A 17,045-nucleotide genomic window follows, 5' to 3' on the forward strand; every position below is an offset into this window, starting at 1 on the left:
TAATAAGCCAAAAAATAAAACAAACAGACCCAAGTAAACCATTCCCGGCATTTCGTAAAGGAACAAATTGACTTGAAAGCGTTTGCCTATCGTTATTTTAAAATGCGATGGAAAGCGCTGTCAATCCTATTATTTAAACCTCCCCCCACCCCCTCCAGAGGAGGGGGCTCCAAGGGGCTCGCCCCTCTGGACACCCCAAACCGGCGTCACTGCCGCGCGGCCGTCTGCGACAATCAACCGTGCCAACCCCCGCGTTGTCCTGCGGACAAAGCTTCATGTCGAAGAGAATATGAGAACCCCGAACCTGCTACTAGTTGCAAACAAGCTTCATAGTCCGGGGCTGGAAGGAGTTAATTCTATCTAATCAAAAAAAGCCCCGACTCTATCGAATCGGGGCTGCAGCATGCATGGCGGATTAAGCCATAATTTTGCAAATATCGTTCGTGAACGCCACCGGGTTCTGAATCGGAAGCCCTTCGATGAGCAACGCTTGATTGTACAGCAGGTTGGTGTAAAGCGCAAGCTTCGTTTCATCCTGCTCAGCCGCTTTTTTAAGCGCCTGGAACACTTCGTGGTTGACGTTGATTTCGAGCACCTTATCCGCTTTGACGTCTTGGCCGTTCGGCATGGCGCTCAGCACTTTCTCCATCTCGATCGACAGCTCGCCTTCGGCCGCCAGGCAGACCGGATGGGATTTAAGCCGTTTCGAAGCGCGGACGCTTTTCACCTTGCCGTCCAAGAGGCTTTGCATCCGTTCGAACAGCTCCTTGTTGTTGTCTTCGTTCGCGTCCGCGCTATCGTCCGACTCGCTCTCGATACCCAAATCGCCGCTCGACACCGAACGGAACTCTTTGTCCTTGTACTTGTCGATAATCTTGATTGCGAATTCGTCGATATCTTCGGTCAAGTACAGCATTTCGTAGCCTTTGTCCGCGACAAGCTCGGTTTGCGGCAGACGCTCGATCCGTTCGATCGATTCGCCGGTCGCGTAATAAATATATTTCTGGTCTTCCGGCATCCGCGATACGTATTCGTCCAAGCTCACCAGCTTCTTCTCCTTGGAGGAGTAGAACAGCAGCAAGTCCTGAAGATCGCCTTTGTTCGCGCCGTAATCGTTGTACACGCCGAATTTCAATTGGCGGCCAAACGATTTGTAGAACTTCTCGTAGTTTTCCCGCTCGTCCTTGAGCATGCTTTGCAGCTGGCTCTTGATCTTGTTCTTGATGTTCTTCGCGATAAGCTTCAGCTGGCGGTCATGCTGCAGCATTTCGCGCGAGATGTTGAGAGACAGATCCTCGGAATCGACCATCCCTTTCACGAAGCTGAAATAGTCCGGGAGCAGATCGCCGCATTTGTCCATAATGAGGACGCCGTTCGAATACAGCTCCAGCCCTTTCTCGAATTCCTTCGTATAATAATCGAACGGCGTATGCTCGGGAATGAACAGAATCGCGTTGTACACGACGGCGCCGTCCGCGCTGACATGAATTTGCTTCAGCGGCTTGTCGAAGCCGTACCGCTTCTCGAAGTAGAAGTTGTTGTAGTCTTCTTCCGTCAGCTCGCTTTTGTTTTTGCGCCAGATCGGGACCATGCTGTTGATCGTTTGCTCTTCCGTCACTTCCTCGAACTCGCCTTCGGCGCCTTCCTTCGGACGGCTTGTCTTCATGTCCATCTTGATCGGATAACGGATGAAGTCGGAATATTTCTTGACGATCGCGCGCAGCCGGTACGTCTCCAAATATTCGTCGTATTGGTCTTCTTCCGTATTCGGTTTGATTTGCAAAATAATGTCCGTGCCGACCGTCTCTTTCTCGCAAGGCTCGATCGTGTAGCCGTCCGCGCCTTTCGACTGCCACTTGTAAGCCTGATCGCTGCCCCAAGCTTTCGAAATGACCGTCACTTCGTCGGCCACCATAAACGCCGAATAGAAGCCGACGCCGAACTGGCCGATAATGTTGTGGCCGTCCTTCAGCTCGTTTTCCGTCTTGAACGCAAGCGAGCCGCTCTTGGCGATAACCCCGAGGTTCGTCTCCAGCTCCTCCTGCGTCATGCCGATGCCGGTATCGGAAATCGTAAGCGTCCGTTTGTCCTTGTCCGGCGTAATTTTAATGAAGTAATCCTCTTTATTAAAAGTAAGCCCCTCTTCGCTGAGCGCCTTGTAATACATCTTGTCGATCGCGTCGCTGGCGTTCGAGATCAGCTCGCGCAAAAAGATTTCGCGCTGCGTGTAGATCGAATTGATCATCATTTCGAGCAGCCGTTTCGACTCGGCCTTAAATTCCTTCATGACAGCCATGGAAAATCTCCCTTCGCGAATATAATGTTAGCACTCTCGTGCACCGAGTGCTAAACCCGTTAATTGATATATACCATATCGTAAAAAAGGCTGTCAATATAAGCGATGTCAAAGAAAAAGGACTGCCGCGGCGAACTCGTCTCCCATTGTCAGGTTGCTTCTCACAACCGGGGCGGTTCGCTTCAGACAGTCCCTTTTTTTAAGATGGCGTGTGCGTCTTCATCTCGTCCAAGCTTTTGAATTCGTAGCCCTTTGCCCGGGCATCGTCGATGATTCGGCCGAGCGCCGCCGCATTGTCCTTCGATACCGAATGAAGCAGGATCACCGCTCCCGGATGAAGCTGCGCCATGACCGTGCGGTAGGCATAGTCGGCTCCCCGCTGCATGTTGGTGTCCCAATCTTTATACGCGATCGACCAGAATACGTTCGTATACCCCATTTCGCGGCTGACGGCCAGCGAACGCTCGTTGAATATGCCGCGCGGCGTGCGCAAATACCGCATCTCCTTCTGGCCGGTCAGCGTTGCGACCTCGTTCTTCACCTTGTCGAGCTCTTCGCGGATTTGCGCCTCGGAAATTTGGCTCATATCCGGATGGCTCCAGGAATGGTTGCCGATGAGATGGCCTTCGGCCGCCATCCGCTTCAGCAGCTCCGGCTGCGTCTTGACGTAATGCCCGGTCACGAAAAAGATCGCCGGCACCCCTTTTTCCTTCAGCACGTCCAAAATACGGGACGTATAGCCGTTCTCGTAGCCGTTGTCGAACGTTAAATAAAGCTCCTTTTGGCTCGTGTCCCCCGTAAATATGGCTCCGTACCTTTTCAACAAATCTTTGAACCCTTCTTGATCAATGGACGGCAGCCGGCCTTCGGAGCCTTTCGCGAAACCAAAATGATAAGGCCCTTCCGCCGAAACGGCCGATCCCCCGGCAAGCTGGCCGAGCAATAAAGCGAAAGCCAGCGCCGCAATGCGGAAACCGCGCATCGAAAGCTCACTCCTTGCTGATCTTATCGTTAACATCTGCCGCAAACGCAAACATTTTATTGTTGGCTTAAAACCGGGGCATTATGTACGCATTTGGAAAAACGGAAACGGCTCCCTCGCGTTATCTTGTTTAATATTGAACATCCCTAAGCGGCCGTCCGATCGGCTCCAGACGCGCGTCCTTGTTGAATTGCCGATACGACCATGCTAAATTTAAGCTAAACTTTTAAGTCTGAGAGGTACATATGTTCAACTATGAACAGTTTCCGATAAACGACGGCTTCCGCGTCCTGTCCCCGGAAGCGCAATGCTCCGAAGCGGCCGCCCTGCTGGACAAGGGGCATGCCGTTTATGCCGCCTTTGAAGGACGCGATTACTTATTTACGCCGGAGGATGCCTCGTTATTCGAGACGGCCGCCGGAACGCTGGCCGGCCTCTTGTCCGGCCGATCGTCCCTCGTTTCTCCCGCCGTCGTCGGGGAGCCGCCTTTCAAAGCCGGGGATTGGATCGCCGACCTGCCGGCCGGGCTGCGGCGGCCTATCGTGTTTCGCAATGGGGCAGGCGATACGCTCGGTTTCTGCATGCCCGGCGAAGCGCTGCGGCATCTATGGCGGCTGAAGCGGCATGCCGAAGCTTATTTTGCGACGCTAGCCGAGACGGTGACGGACGCGGTGACGGCGGTTGACCGGAACGGCTCCGTCATCTGCTGGAACGAAGCCGCGGAGACGATTTACGGCATTCCGCGGCGGCAGATTGTCGGCAGGCGTATCGGCGAGCATTTCGAATCCGATTCGCTTGTGGTGATGCGGATTTTGGACGAAGGACGGTCGATCCGCAATACGTACCATCGGCCGCGCCAAGGGACGCATGTCCTGATCAACGCTTCCCCGATCCGGGACGCCGGCGGCGCGATTATCGGCGGACTTGCCGCCGAACAGGACATCACCCATCTCGTCAAGCTGAACGAAGAGCTATCCTCGGCGCAGGCGAGCAAGCTGTATTCGATGGCGGGGAAAGCCGACCCGTTCTCGCTGATGGGCGGCCAAAGCGAAAGCATCGGCAAAGTGGTGCGGATCGCCAAGAAGGTGGCCGAATCCGACACCCCCGTCCTGCTGACGGGCGAAGCCGGCACAGGCAAGGAGCAGCTCGCAGAAGTCATTCATCTGGCAAGCGCAAGGTCGGACGGTCCGTTCATGACCGTCAATTGCGGCGCCGCTCCCGCCGGCATGCTCGAAAGCGAGCTGTTCGGCTTCCAGGGAGGCGCGTTCTCGGGACAAGAGACGAAGAAGGCGGGCAAGCTGGAGACGGCAAGCGGCGGCACGCTGCTGCTGAACGAAATCGACAAGCTGCCGCCCGAGCTGCAGGACAAGCTGCTGCACGCCATTAAACGCCGCACGATTACAAGGCTGGGCGGCCATGCGGAAATACCGGTTCAGCCGCGAATCATTGGCGCTACGAGCCGGAATCTGGAGACGCTGGCCGCCGAAGGACGGTTTCGGCCGGACCTTTACTACGCGATTAGCGTCATCTCGATTGCGCTGCCGCCGCTGCGCGACCGCAAGGAAGATATCGCCGCTTTGTTTCAAATCTACTTGCGGGAGTTTTCACTGCTGTACCAGAAGCCGGTTCCGGCCGTGGAGCCGGAAGTGGCGCTGGCCTTCGCCAATTACGACTGGCCGGGCAATATGACCGAGCTGCGGGCGGTAACCGAACGGTGCGTCATTCTGAGCGAGGACGACTCGATTACGCTCGATCTTCTCCCCGAAGCGCTGCAGAAGGAGCAGCCGCAGTTGGCCGGGAAGGCCCCGGACGATATCGAGTTGGGGCCGGATAAACGGCTCAAGCCCCGCATGACCGAAGCCGAGGAAGCCGAACGGATTGAGGAGGCGCTGGCGAAAACCTCGGGCAACAAAAGCACCGCGGCAAGACTGCTAGGCGTCTCCCGCGGCACGTTATACAACAAGATGAGAAAATACGGCATCACGTGAAATCAAAAAGGAGCTTGCCGCGTTCCCGCAGGAATCGTACGCAAGCTCCTTTTTGATTGCGGGGCGGCCTAACCGCAGCCGCGTTAACCGATCCGCGGCGCCTTCTTTGCGGAACCGCGGGACGACACGATCAGCTCGTCAATCCGCTTTACGATCCGGTCCATCGAAGCCGGATCATGCACGTCATATTCGTCGATATTCAGCCTAAGGACAGGACAAGCGTCAAACCCGTCGATCCATTCGGCGTAACGGACATGCATCCGTTCCCAATACGAGCGTTCCGTCTGAATTTCCATATCGCGGCCCCGCTCCTCGATCCGTTTCAATATCGAAGGCAAGCTCCCTTCAAGATAGATCAATACGTCCGGATGGGGAAAATACGGAGTCATGACCATCGCTTCGAACAAGCTCGTATATGTAGCGTAATCGACGGCGGTCATCGTCCCTTGATCGGCATGCATTTTGGCGAATATGCCGGTATCCTCGTAAATCGAACGGTCCTGCACGAAGCCTCCTCCGGCGTCGAAGATCCGTTTATGCTCCTTGAACCGCTCGGCCAAAAAATATATTTGCAGATGAAAGCTCCAGCGGTGAAAATCTTGATAAAACTTGTCCAAATACGGGTTGTGGTCGACCTTCTCCATCGACGTCCTGAAGGCAAGCCGGCGAGCCAGCGCTTGCGTCAGCGTGGACTTCCCCACGCCGACCGTGCCGGCCACCGTAATGATGGCATCGGCGGGTATCGAATGATGCACTGCGGTTTAAACCCCTTTCTATCAGAAACGGTTTCCTGACCCGGAAAAATCATCGAACCGTCCCGCGGCGGAAAAAATATTAAATGAGAAACCTCCATCGAGCTCGAGGAACATATTTGCGGTAAAAAAAAGACATTCCGCTTCCGGAAAGCGGAGGCTTCCGCCATCCCCGAAAACAGACCTGTCTATTGTACCATACTTGCCGATTCGGCTACATCCTATTTATACAACAGGGTATGCCTTCCAATCCATTTATACTATAATATCACTAAAAATAGGGAGGTTAATCCATGTCCATAGACCGTATAGCCGAACGTCTTCCCGCTTTCGGAATTGAACTGCCCGCCGCTAGCGAACCTGCGGCCCGTTACGCCAATTATGTGAAGGCCAACGGTTTATTGTTCGTTTCCGGAAAAGGGCCGGCAGGACAGCCGAGAGGCAAGCTTGGGATCGACTACACAACCGAGGAAGGCTGCCAATATGCTAGACTGGCCGGTATAGAGGTGCTCGCCGTCGTTAAATCCGCTTTAGGCTCGTTGGATCATGTCAAAAAGGTCGTGAAAATCCAAGGTTTTGTCAACGCCTCGCCGGATTTCGACGAGCATCACAAAGTTTTGAACGGCTGCTCGGACCTTATGCTTGATGTTTTTGGTCCTGAAAAAGGCTCTCATGCCAGGTCGGTATTCGGAGCCGTATCCGTACGCGATAATTTGCCGATTATTATCGATTCTATCTTTGAGTATACCGAGGATTGATTTTGTCTTGCGAAACGGACGTCCGGCCGCTTCTCGGCTATTTTCGGACGGACGTCGCTTTCGCCTGCGTAAAGAGCAGTAGATAATCGTAGCCTCCCGCCTTGGAATCCGTTCCCGACATGTTGAAGCCGCCGAACGGATGCGCTCCGACCATCGCGCCCGTGCACTTGCGGTTAATGTACAAGTTGCCGCAATGCATCGTTTCCAGCGCTTCGGCGATGCGCTCGTCGTCTTGCGAGAAGAACGAGCCGGTCAGGCCGTATTCCGTGTCGTTGTATACGGCTATCGCTTCCCGGTAGTCCTTCGCCTTGCAGATTGCCAGTACGGGGCCGAATATTTCTTCCTTCATAATGCGGGCTTTGGCGTCCACGTCCGCAAATACCGTCGGCTGAATATAGTAGCCGTTGCCGCCCGCTTTGCCGCCTCCCGTCAGCAGCTTGCCTTCCGTCTTGCCGATCTCGATGTAGCCCATAATTTTCTCGTACGAGCTTTTGTCGATAACGGGGCCGATCGGAAAATTGCGCTCGGGCAGGCCGATTTGCAGTTTGTTCGTCAGCCGGATTATTTTCTCCACCGCCGCGTCGTAGACCGATTCGACGATGATGGCGCGGGAGCCGGCGGAGCACTTCTGTCCCTGAAAACCAAACGCCGACGTGACAATCGCTTGCGCCGCCGCGTCCAGATCGGCGGTCTCGTCGACAACGATGCCGTCCTTGCCGCCCATCTCGGCCACCAGCCGCTTGATCCAGATTTGCCCTTCTGCGGTTTTGGCGGCAAGCTCGCTGATGTGAAGACCAACGTCTTTGGACCCGGTGAAGCTGATAAAACGCGTTTTCGGATGCGATGTCAAGTAATCCCCGATTTCTGCGCCGCTGCCCGGCACGAAATTCAGGACGCCGGCGGGGAGTCCGACCTCCTCCATCAGCTCGACGAACTTGTGCGCCATAACCGGGGTCGTCGAAGCCGGCTTCAGCAGCACCGTATTGCCCGCCACGATGGCTGCGGCCGTCATCCCTACGCAGATCGCGTTCGGGAAGTTCCACGGCGGAATGATGATACCGACGCCAAGCGGAATGTAGCGCAGCCGGTTCGTTTCGCCTGCCAGCTGCACGAGCGGCATCGTTTCGTTGATCGAGTCGAGCCGGATCATCTCGCGCGCGTAAAACTCCAGAAAATCGATCGCTTCCGCCGTTTCGACATCCGCTTCGGCGTAATTTTTGCCGGCTTCCAGCACCATGACGGCCGAAAATTCAAGCTTGCGCTCGCGCATCAGCTTGGCGGCTCGCAGCAAATATTGCGCGCGCTCCGCCGCGGGGACCTTCTTCCACGATTCGAACGCCGCAAGCGCGGCTTGCATCGCTTCTTCGGCCAGCTCCCGGTCCGCTTTGCTGACATAGCCGACAACCATGTCCAGATCGCCCGGGTTGACGGATACGATTTTGTCGTCCGTAAACCTTTTCTCCGGACCGATATGGAGCGGATATTCGCGTCCCAGGTCGGCTTTCGCTTTGGCGATCGCCTCCTCCATCGCTTTCGCGCTCTGCGGCTGCGTAAAGTCGATGAACGGCTCGTTTTTGAACGGGGGAATCGCTATCGTGGTCATGCGTTGTTCTCCTCTCCTGTACAAGCGGTTTTAAACAACCTGCATAACGGTCTTCTTTCGTGCTACGGCTTCCTGTCCCGGAACGGACGGCCTCCGGTTTATTTAAACAAGTTTCTGAGGACGAACCACACATTCGCCGGACGCTCGGCCAACCGCCTCATATTATAGCCGAACCAATCCCGGCCGAACGGGACGTAAATGCGGACCTTGTAGCCTTCCGCCGCCAGCCGCTTCTGCAAATCCTCGCGAATGCCGTACAGCATCTGGAACTCGAATTGCGTCCGCGGGATCCCGTTATCCTCCGCATACCGGCGAGCGATGGAGATCATGTTTTCGTCATGGCTGGCGATGGCCGTATAATGACCGTTCGACATATGCAGCTTGATGATCTTCGCATAATTGGCATCGACGTCCTTTTTATCCGGGAACGCCACTTTGGGCGATTCCTTGTAGGCTCCTTTCACCAGCCGAAGATTGGCTTTAAAGGCGTTAAGGTCGCGGATATCCTGTTCCGTCCGGTACAAATACGCCTGCAGAACGATGCCGACGTTGTCGAACTCCCGCCGCAGCTCGCGGTAAATATCGAGTGAGGCTTGGCAGTGTGCGTAATCCTCCATGTCGATGCGCACGAAATTGTTAAGCTCCCGGGCGCGGCGCAAAATGCTTCGCATGTTGTCCATGCAGAGCGCTTTGTCGATGTCCAGCCCGAGCGACGTCAATTTGAGCGACAGGTTGGATTCCACGCCGCTCTCCTCGATCGCTTCGAGCGTATTGAGGCACATCCGCGCCGATTCAACCGCCTCCTCCCGGGTCGATATAAATTCGCCCAAATGATCCAGAGTCGCGATGCGGCCTTCGCGATTCAATTGGCGGACAGCCTCGATCGCTTCTTGGACGGTAATTCCCGCCACGAACCGCTTCGCACCGAAGCGCAGGCCGTACTTTTTGGCCAATCGGTTGGCGAACCGGTTTTTGGCCAGGCCTTGAAACAGGTTGCGCAACAACGTCTCCACGTTTGCTCTCTCCCTATATTCGTATATTGGCTTACCTTGATTATATGCCGCTGCACAATATTATGTACATAATTAACCATTATAAATAGATTATGTTCAATTTTGAACAACATGGCATAACCGCCGTCTGTCTGTTTCGTTCCTTGTCCAAAAATAGTCCGACACAAATTCGATCTTGGAAGCTGGGAGGTTTTTTTGCAGGTTGTTGTATAATTATTCATTATAATGTATTATAATTCAATCGTGAAGGAGGCAGATATCGATGGATCATAGACAGATTGAAGAGTTGTCCTTAAACAATTGGCCGGCTTTATCCACGCTGCTGTATGACGGGTGGGTGCTGCGATTTGCCGAAGGGTTTACGAAACGGGCCAATTCCATTAACCCGATCCATGACTCGACCTGGGATGTGGACGGCAAAATCGAGCAATGCGAGCGAATCTATGCAGCCAATCAGCTTCCCGCGGTATACAAAATAACGCCGTTCGTTCGCCCCGGCAATTTGGACGGCGTTCTCGCGAACAGAGGCTACTCGGTTGTCGATATAACCAGCGTTCAAACGTTGCGGCTCGATTCTCTCGCCGAGCCGAAGCCGTATACGGTTCAAATCGACGAACTGGCGACGGATGCTTGGATCGGCCTGTTTTGCCGAATGAACCGCATGGATCTTCGTTACAAGCCGGTCATGGAACGGATGTTGTCCAATATCCGGACGCCAAAAGGCTTTATAACGTTATTCTCCGATGGCGAGGCGGTAAGCTGCGGTCTCGGCGTTATCGAGCGCGGATACATCGGCCTGTACGATATCGTAACCGATGAACGGTACCGGAACCGCGGCTTTGCGGAGCAAATGATCTTGCACTTGCTGCATTGGGGAAAAGCAAACGGAGCCGGCTACAGCTATCTGGCCGTCGTCGCCGATAATGCCCCGGCGCTCCGCCTTTACTCGAAGCTGGGGTACTCGGAGATATATAAGTACTGGTATCGCGTAAAGAACCGACTGAGCCGGATGTCCGGCTTTATGCGTCGGCCCTCATAAGGTACAATAAAGCGCAGAATTTACATAACCGTAACAAGGAGAAATCATCCCATGGACGCAACGACCGAAACCGCCCGCATGCTGGAAGAGCTGCAAGCTAACCATTGGCCGGCTTTGCAAACGATGCTGCTCGACGGATGGCTATTAAGATTCGCCGACGGCTACTCGAAACGGGCCAACTCCATCCAGCCGCTTTTCCCTTCCTCGCTTGACGCGGAACATAAAATAACGATGTGCGAACGCATTTATACGGACCGGCAGCTGCGGCCGGTCTTTAAAATAGCTCCGTGCGTCCAACCCGCCGATTTGGACGATCTGCTCGAACGGAAAGGCTATGCCCTCGTCGACATTGCAAGCGTCCAATGCATGCCGTTAGCGGACGTAAAGGAACCGTCCATCCGAACGGCCGCAATCGACGAAACCGTAACCGGCGAGTGGCTGGATCACTATTGCAGGCTGTCCGGTTCAAACGACCGGCAGCGGGCAACGATGCGGCAAATGTTCGCCAATATTCGGACCAAAGCGGCTTTCGTTACCTTGTATCACGAAGGGCAAGCCGTTGCTTGCGGCATCGGCGTGGTCGAGCGCGGGTATATCGGATTGTGGGACATTATAACCGGCGTCCAATACCGGAAACGCGGATTCGGGGAACAGCTCCTGTTGAATCTGCTGGCATGGGGGCGCCAGAACGGAGCGCAGCACGGTTATCTTGTCGTCGTGGCCGACAATGCGCCGGCCCTGAAGCTGTACGCCAAGCTGGGCTTTCGGGAAGCGTACCGGCATTGGTACAGGGTGCACCCGGGAGCTTAAGGGAATCCGGAGCGCCTTGCGGAAAGAGGATTGTATCCCTAAGTTAAACTTGCGAACAGCCCCAGAGCGGCGTCTTGCCGGCACAAATATAAAAGCCCTCTCCGATTCGGAGAGGGCTTTCGCATGCAAATGATTACGAACGGAGCGTCTTCAAAGCGCCGCTCCAAGCCAGCACCTGGTCCAGCATACCGTTGACGTTCGTCAAATGCAGGTCGGCAGGCTTGAACACGCCGTTCTCGAAATCCGTGAACAGCGACAGCGCCGCATGAACGCGCACGTCCGCGACGGACAATTCGCCCAGAATGCCGCGCAGATGCTCGGCCGCGCGGGCGCCGCCGACGGAACCGTAGCTCACGATGCCGGCCGCTTTATCGTTCCATGCTTCGCGGGCGAAATCCAGCGCGTTTTTCAAAGCGGCGGTAATGCTGTGGTTGTATTCCTGCACGATAAATACAAATCCGTCGAGGCTGGCAAGCTTGGCGTTCCATGCGGCAGCCTGCTCCGAAGCATCCTCTTCGCCGAACATCGGCAGCTTGTAATCCTTAATATCGACGATCTCGTAGTTCGCGTCGCCCCGCTGGTCCGCCACCTTTTTCACCCATTCGCCGACTTGCGGGCTTACGCGGCCGTCGCGCGTGCTTCCCAAAATAATACCGATATTCAATTTAGACACCAGAATCTCCTCCTTCGTCTCTTTTTTGCCGAATAACCTGTCGAGCAATCCCATGTTCACACCACCAAGTTCCGAAATTCTTCGATGTTATGATAATCATAAATAAATTAATTTATTTTGTCAAGTCGCTTACAAAAAGTATGTTTCGACACGGAACCGTGCAAAATCTTGTCGACAAGGGCCTAAGCAAGCTCCCCTTACTTCTCATAAACTAGCGTTATAGAAGGGAGGTGCAAATCATAGGCTATAGAAGCGCGTCCGTCAAAAGCAAATGGACCAAAACGAAATGGCTGCTGAAAAGCGCTGAAATAGGCAAATACGTACCTCCAACCTCACTTTTCAACCGGAGCAATCTTGGCGATATGCTTTCCCGATATCGGGTTGTTTTCTTCAAACCTACCGGCGGAACGGGCGGTTTTCATATTTTCCGTATTACCAAATCAAAGAACGGCTATGAAGTCCGGCACAATACCGCGAGAAAACATTTTACCGGCGAAGACGCTCTTTACGAATATTTAAAGAACCAGGCCAAAGACCGCTCCTACTTGCTGCAGAAGGGCATCCAGCTTGCCGCCGCGGACGGCCGTCCTTTCGACATTCGCGTCATGGTGCAAAAATCAAACGACAATGTCTGGAAAAACACCGCCGTTTTCACTAAAATCGGCAAGCCGGGCAAAGTCGCAACCAACTATCACCAGGGCGGCAAGCTTGGCTTCTTCCGGCAAACGTTGTCCAAAGCTGGGTTTGGCCAGACCGCAATCGAAAAGAAAGAAGCCGAGCTGAAGAAGCTGGGCGAATCGGTCGGACGGTTGTTCGACGGGCACGGCAGCGGGTTTCGCGAGCTGGGTCTCGACGTTGCGCTCGACCGCAGCGGCAAAGCGTGGATTCTCGAGGTCAATACGAGACCCCAATTTTACCCGTTGAAACGGATGGGCAACCAAAGCATGTACCGCACCATTATGTCTTATGCCAAGCAATACGGAAGGACGAAATAGAGCAGTAAAGGAAAAGTAGGGGAGTCGCCCATGCGGCTCCCCTCGTCTGCGTTTGCGGCAGCGATCGCGGCGGCTCCGCCCTTCCGGTCATCCCGGCCATATCCGCCGGATGGCCGGCGTATCGTTGTCGAAGGTCAGCTTATACACGTCCGGATTGGACAAAAACTCCCACTCCCTGAATCCGAAGCGGTGATCGTAATGTTTCAGAAGAAGCGAAATGAGATTCCCGTGCGAAACGATGACCGCATTGCTGCAGCCGCTGCGCAGTATTTCCGCTGCCGTCCGGACGATACGGCTCGTCGCCGCACGGCTGGATTCCCCGCCTTCGTAACACAGCTCCGGATCGTCGAACGTGCGGCGAAGCATCTCGCGCCAGTCCGGATGATCCTTATCCGTCAAGATACGTTCCGTTAGTGCTTCGTTCAATCTGATTTCGAGGCCGAGCCGGTCGGCAAGCGGCTTTATCGTTCGGACAGCTCTCTCGAAAGGGCTCGAAACGATGCAGTCCACGTTTCGAGCCGCCAGAAACTCGGCCAGCTTCTCCGCTTGACGAACGCCTTCTCCGGTTAACCGGGCGTCCGGAGCTTGCCCTTCGGCCTTGCAATGCCGTACGACATAGATCGTTTTCACAAGCGCCAACTCCTTGGTTCGTTGATGGATGGAGAACAAGACTATTCGGCTTGGTGATGAGCGGTCCGCTTTGCCGAAGGTGATCTTCATATTCGCTGCGTAATGAAGCTGTACGGTATGCTGAAGCGCGTGAGGTTGATTGGGTTAATGAAACGGTCATCCGTTCTGGAGACAAGCGTTCTGAAGAGACATCGTTGAAAAAAGAGGCGCCATCCGGCAAAGAGATAACGCCTCTATTCAGTTACAAGTGGAATAAGCCGGATCAGGCAGCGGCTTTCTTCCCTAGCAGGATCAGAAAGTCGAAAGTAATCTCCTGTCGACAGCTGTCCAGCATTCGCTGTATCAGCTCGGGCGGAGCTCCCCATGACAACGGCGTCATATGGATCAGCTGCTTTAAACCTTCATGCGGTCACCGAAAAACACCTCATTCATTCGTTTTTGTCAAATGAAAAAGGCGCAGCTAAATAAACCCAGGTCAAATTGGATTTTAAAAGATGACTTGAGCTTGGATTAGACTGCACCTTCCATTAACGTAAACGAATGAATTGGATGATCATGCACAACACCCCGCCGTTTAATGGAAACCGGCTTTTCGAATTAGCGAGAAAATGGTTTCGCCTCTATTATACCTGTTATTCGGAGCGCTTCGCCAGCTTCGCAAACGCCTCGTTGATGTTTTTATAATAAAAAAGAGGGGCGCTCGCCCCTCTTTCCTACTTACCGCTAAAGCCGCTCTCTTATTCTCCCGGCGTAAACTTAATGTTCATCGCTTGAGCGATCAATCCGGGAATATCCGTGTTTTCATGCAACCCTTCGAACAAGTCGGAGCCTGCGCCGTATGCGTAAAGCGGAACGTCCACGCCGGTATGATTCGTGCTTGTCCAGCCTACGGAAGCGCGTTCGGAGACGACATCGTTAATGGCGATGTCCGGAGTTTCCGATTCTTTGATTTTTTGAATCTCGGCATCCGTAAGATCGAAGGTCGTATATTGTTTGACGACTTCTTTGATGTTGCTGCGCGTTTCATCCAGCTGCGCCGCCATAAAATTGCCGGTAGCCGTTACTTTGTGGAGCTCTTCCAGCTTCACGTCTCCATGGCCGTAGCCGCCAACCGACATGCCGCCGGTATCGTGGTCGCCCGCTACGATCACCAAAGTATTTTTGTCCTGCTTTGCAAATTCCAATACTTCCTCCAATGCCTGCTTGAAAGCTTCCGAATCTTTCATCGCCCATGCCGCGTCATGATCATGACCGGCCCAGTCGATTTGGCTTCCTTCAACCATGAGGAAGAAACCGTCTTTGTTCTTTTGAAGAACGTCCAATGCGGTTCTCGTCATTTCTCTGAGGCTTGGCTCGTTGGTCGAATCGCGATCCAATTCCGGCGCCATGCCTTCTTCGGCAAATAAGCCGATCAGCTTATCGGACTCTTCCGCTTCCGCCAAGCCGTTTTTGTCCGAAATATAGTCATATCCCTTTTCCTTCGCCTCGTTCAGAAGAGACTCAGGGAAATACTTTTTGCCGCCGCCAAGGAGCACATCCACGCCATTGGCGATAAGCTGGGGCGCGATATCGGCTTCGTCCGAACGGGAAGCGACATGCGATGCGAACACGGCCGGCGTAGCGTGAGTGATTGTGGAAGTTGCCACCAGGCCGGACGCTTTTCCTTCTTCTTCGGCGGCTTCAAGAATCGTTTTCAGCTCTTTGCCGTCCGGGGAGGTGCTGATCATGCCGTTATTCGTTTTGACTCCTGTCGCAAACGCGGTACCGGCAGCGGCCGAATCGGTAATCTCGGAGCTTGCGGAATAGGTACGATGCATACCGACCAGCATAGAGTCCAATAAAGTTTCTTCCCCTTTAAACAAACGGTAATTGGTCGCATATGCAGCGGAAAAACCGTCCGGAATCATAAAGATTACGTTTTTGGCTTTTCCGTTTTCCGCGTTTGATTGGGCTTCCGCACCTGAAATCGGCATATTGGTCCCGGCGAAGATTCCTAGCGCGACAGCAGAGACGGCCGTCATCGATACAATATTTTTCTTGATACTTTGTTTCATGGTTTCCCCTCCCATGTATTCGCTTCGCAATTAATGTATCTTTGAAGTATTAAATGAAACGGAGCGAAGCGTAAATTGCATGTAAACTTGAAAAATAATCCGTAATGCTCATATCGTGAATCCAAATAACTATCATGAATAAGCATGAAGTCATAGCATTGCCAAAATAAAAACACCTTTCCCTTTTGGGAAACCTATTAACTAGAACGAATCGGCTAAATAACCGGGACAATTCAGCTATCCTTCGACCGTTGCCTTTACTTCCCCCTTACAATGCTTGACGGGCCAAAAAAATCCCCTCCGCTTCTCGCAGAGGGGAGCAACCGCAGCTTTTTTAGCTCAAAGAGCGGTAAACATTGTTCGTGTAGTTCGTGACGGCTTCGTCGTAATCCGGATACGGGTAGCCAAGAGCTTCCGCTACAGCCTTCGAATATTTTCGAAATAACCCGTAACACGTAAATAACGACTGCCACATTTCCGGATAACCGTTTTCCGTGTAGGTAGACACCAGCTCCTCCCAATCCTCTTCGGGCAGGTAGCGGTCTATAAACTTATAATTTTTCCCCAAGCTGAAGGTGTAGCCTTGCTCGGATCCGATTCGCCAAGCCATCATTCTTAACAAATTAGGCCGCGCAATCTCGTGTAGATGATCGATGGCAAACAGGATTTCCTTTCTCGCCAGACCTTTTACGACGTAAGTCGAAACCATCCAGAACTCGTTACAGCAATCGTCGAACTCTTTTGCGGTCGGCTTTTTAATCCAATATTGCCGGTCGCTTGCGATCGGCTTATTGCGAATAAGCTTATCCTTATCCAGCACAACCTCGACCAAGCCGTCGCTTGCGGCAAAGTACCCGTCAACCTCGTCAATCGGAATCAAGGTCAGGTCCAGTTTGTTTCCATCCTCAAAAAGAATCAAATAAGAAAACCAATTCCCGAGCTCCGGCGAAAAAAGCTCCATGTCCTCTGGTTTTTGCATCATCGCGCGTTTCCCAAAAGCTTGGAGCCATTGATCGGTGGCCTTGAACGATTCCATATCCGTCACAAAGTAAGAGATGTCGTAATCCTGGAATTTGTCGGGCGTGATATTCGGGTTCGTACGCGACCCTTCCAAAGTCACCAAGCGGATACGCTCGTCGTTCGCGGCAAAATCGATAAACAACTTCATCATTTCCTGTTCGCTTCGCAAGACGGTTATCCTCCGTTCTGAGCATCGATACATCATATTACATTGCTCATATTTTCGTTTTGTAAAAATAGAATCGTTCCGATACGTTTCCTGGCACGTCTCATCAGCCAGGCGATACGGCTCAGACTGTCATCCATCCTACGGTAGAAGCAAGGCGAGAGAAATTTTCGCCGCTCTGGAAGACGGTCAAGTCGTTAATCAGTCAGGGTATTGGAAAGAGGGGCTTAATCGTAAGCCCCTCTTCTATTTGAATAACACCGGAT

Annotated in this window: 14 protein-coding genes; 5 read left to right on the plus strand and 9 right to left on the minus strand. The window is 53.4% G+C overall.

The genetic code is table 11. The features are described from left to right. Positions 1-415 precede the first annotated feature (415 nt). Together htpG and pdaA are read right to left on the minus strand one after the other, a co-directional pair. Entirely contained in the window at positions 416-2,296 is a 1,881-nt protein-coding gene (gene htpG, locus ACFSW5_RS23835) for a molecular chaperone HtpG (protein WP_379278984.1), read from the minus strand. A 199-nt stretch (positions 2,297-2,495) separates the two neighbouring features. After that, on the minus strand, positions 2,496-3,278 hold the full coding sequence (gene pdaA, locus ACFSW5_RS23840; protein WP_379278987.1) for a delta-lactam-biosynthetic de-N-acetylase: 783 nt from the start codon (positions 3,276-3,278) through the stop codon (positions 2,496-2,498). Between the two features lie 245 nt (positions 3,279-3,523). Here pdaA and ACFSW5_RS23845 point away from each other — a divergent pair, with 245 nt between their 5' ends. Continuing rightward, complete coding sequence (locus ACFSW5_RS23845; protein WP_379278989.1) at positions 3,524-5,266, plus strand: sigma-54 interaction domain-containing protein; 1,743 nt, start codon at positions 3,524-3,526, stop codon at positions 5,264-5,266. An 83-nt stretch (positions 5,267-5,349) separates the two neighbouring features. On the opposite strand, the gene ACFSW5_RS23850 is transcribed toward ACFSW5_RS23845, so the two are convergent. Then, the gene (locus ACFSW5_RS23850; RefSeq protein WP_379278991.1) at positions 5,350-6,021 is read right to left on the minus strand and encodes a deoxynucleoside kinase; all 672 of its coding nucleotides are present in this window, start codon (positions 6,019-6,021) and stop codon (positions 5,350-5,352) included. A 290-nt stretch (positions 6,022-6,311) separates the two neighbouring features. Between ACFSW5_RS23850 and ACFSW5_RS23855 the strand changes: the two genes are divergently transcribed. Then, the gene (locus ACFSW5_RS23855; protein WP_379278993.1) at positions 6,312-6,776 is read left to right on the plus strand and encodes a RidA family protein; all 465 of its coding nucleotides are present in this window, start codon (positions 6,312-6,314) and stop codon (positions 6,774-6,776) included. Positions 6,777-6,813: 37 nt separating this feature from the next. Here the strand turns inward: ACFSW5_RS23855 and pruA are convergent, their stop codons facing one another. Continuing rightward, a complete protein-coding gene (gene pruA / locus ACFSW5_RS23860; protein ID WP_379278995.1) occupies positions 6,814-8,379 on the minus strand; it encodes an L-glutamate gamma-semialdehyde dehydrogenase in 1,566 nt (521 codons plus the stop codon). 98 nt (positions 8,380-8,477) lie between these two features. After that, entirely contained in the window at positions 8,478-9,392 is a 915-nt protein-coding gene (locus ACFSW5_RS23865; protein WP_379278997.1) for a proline dehydrogenase family protein, read from the minus strand. A gap of 262 nt (positions 9,393-9,654) precedes the next feature. Between ACFSW5_RS23865 and ACFSW5_RS23870 the strand changes: the two genes are divergently transcribed. Then, positions 9,655-10,431 carry a GNAT family N-acetyltransferase gene (locus tag ACFSW5_RS23870; RefSeq protein ID WP_379279000.1) on the plus strand — a complete coding sequence of 259 codons (777 nt, stop codon included), beginning with the start codon at positions 9,655-9,657 and terminating at the stop codon, positions 10,429-10,431. Positions 10,432-10,482: 51 nt separating this feature from the next. Beyond that, the gene (locus tag ACFSW5_RS23875; protein ID WP_379279003.1) at positions 10,483-11,241 is read left to right on the plus strand and encodes a GNAT family N-acetyltransferase; all 759 of its coding nucleotides are present in this window, start codon (positions 10,483-10,485) and stop codon (positions 11,239-11,241) included. A gap of 133 nt (positions 11,242-11,374) precedes the next feature. Here the strand turns inward: ACFSW5_RS23875 and ACFSW5_RS23880 are convergent, their stop codons facing one another. Further along, a complete protein-coding gene (locus ACFSW5_RS23880) occupies positions 11,375-11,914 on the minus strand; it encodes an NADPH-dependent FMN reductase (protein ID WP_379279005.1) in 540 nt (179 codons plus the stop codon). Between the two features lie 230 nt (positions 11,915-12,144). On the opposite strand from ACFSW5_RS23880, the gene ACFSW5_RS23885 reads away from it, so the two are divergent. After that, positions 12,145-12,909 (plus strand): YheC/YheD family protein, encoded by a 765-nt coding sequence (locus tag ACFSW5_RS23885; RefSeq protein ID WP_379279008.1) that lies wholly within the window; start codon positions 12,145-12,147, stop codon positions 12,907-12,909. Between the two features lie 87 nt (positions 12,910-12,996). On the opposite strand, the gene ACFSW5_RS23890 is transcribed toward ACFSW5_RS23885, so the two are convergent. From ACFSW5_RS23890 to ant(6), 3 genes are all read right to left on the minus strand, one after another. Continuing rightward, positions 12,997-13,539, minus strand: coding sequence for a histidine phosphatase family protein (locus ACFSW5_RS23890; RefSeq protein WP_379279010.1), 543 nt, complete (start codon positions 13,537-13,539; stop codon positions 12,997-12,999). Positions 13,540-14,276: 737 nt separating this feature from the next. Next, the gene (locus ACFSW5_RS23895) at positions 14,277-15,593 is read right to left on the minus strand and encodes an alkaline phosphatase (RefSeq protein WP_379279012.1); all 1,317 of its coding nucleotides are present in this window, start codon (positions 15,591-15,593) and stop codon (positions 14,277-14,279) included. A 334-nt stretch (positions 15,594-15,927) separates the two neighbouring features. After that, positions 15,928-16,782 carry an aminoglycoside 6-adenylyltransferase gene (gene ant(6), locus ACFSW5_RS23900; RefSeq protein ID WP_379279014.1) on the minus strand — a complete coding sequence of 285 codons (855 nt, stop codon included), beginning with the start codon at positions 16,780-16,782 and terminating at the stop codon, positions 15,928-15,930. Positions 16,783-17,045 lie beyond the last annotated feature (263 nt).

Origin of the sequence: Paenibacillus thailandensis, assembly GCF_042685365.1 — a bacterium.
GTDB classification, from domain to species: domain Bacteria; phylum Bacillota; class Bacilli; order Paenibacillales; family Paenibacillaceae; genus Paenibacillus_AP; species Paenibacillus_AP thailandensis.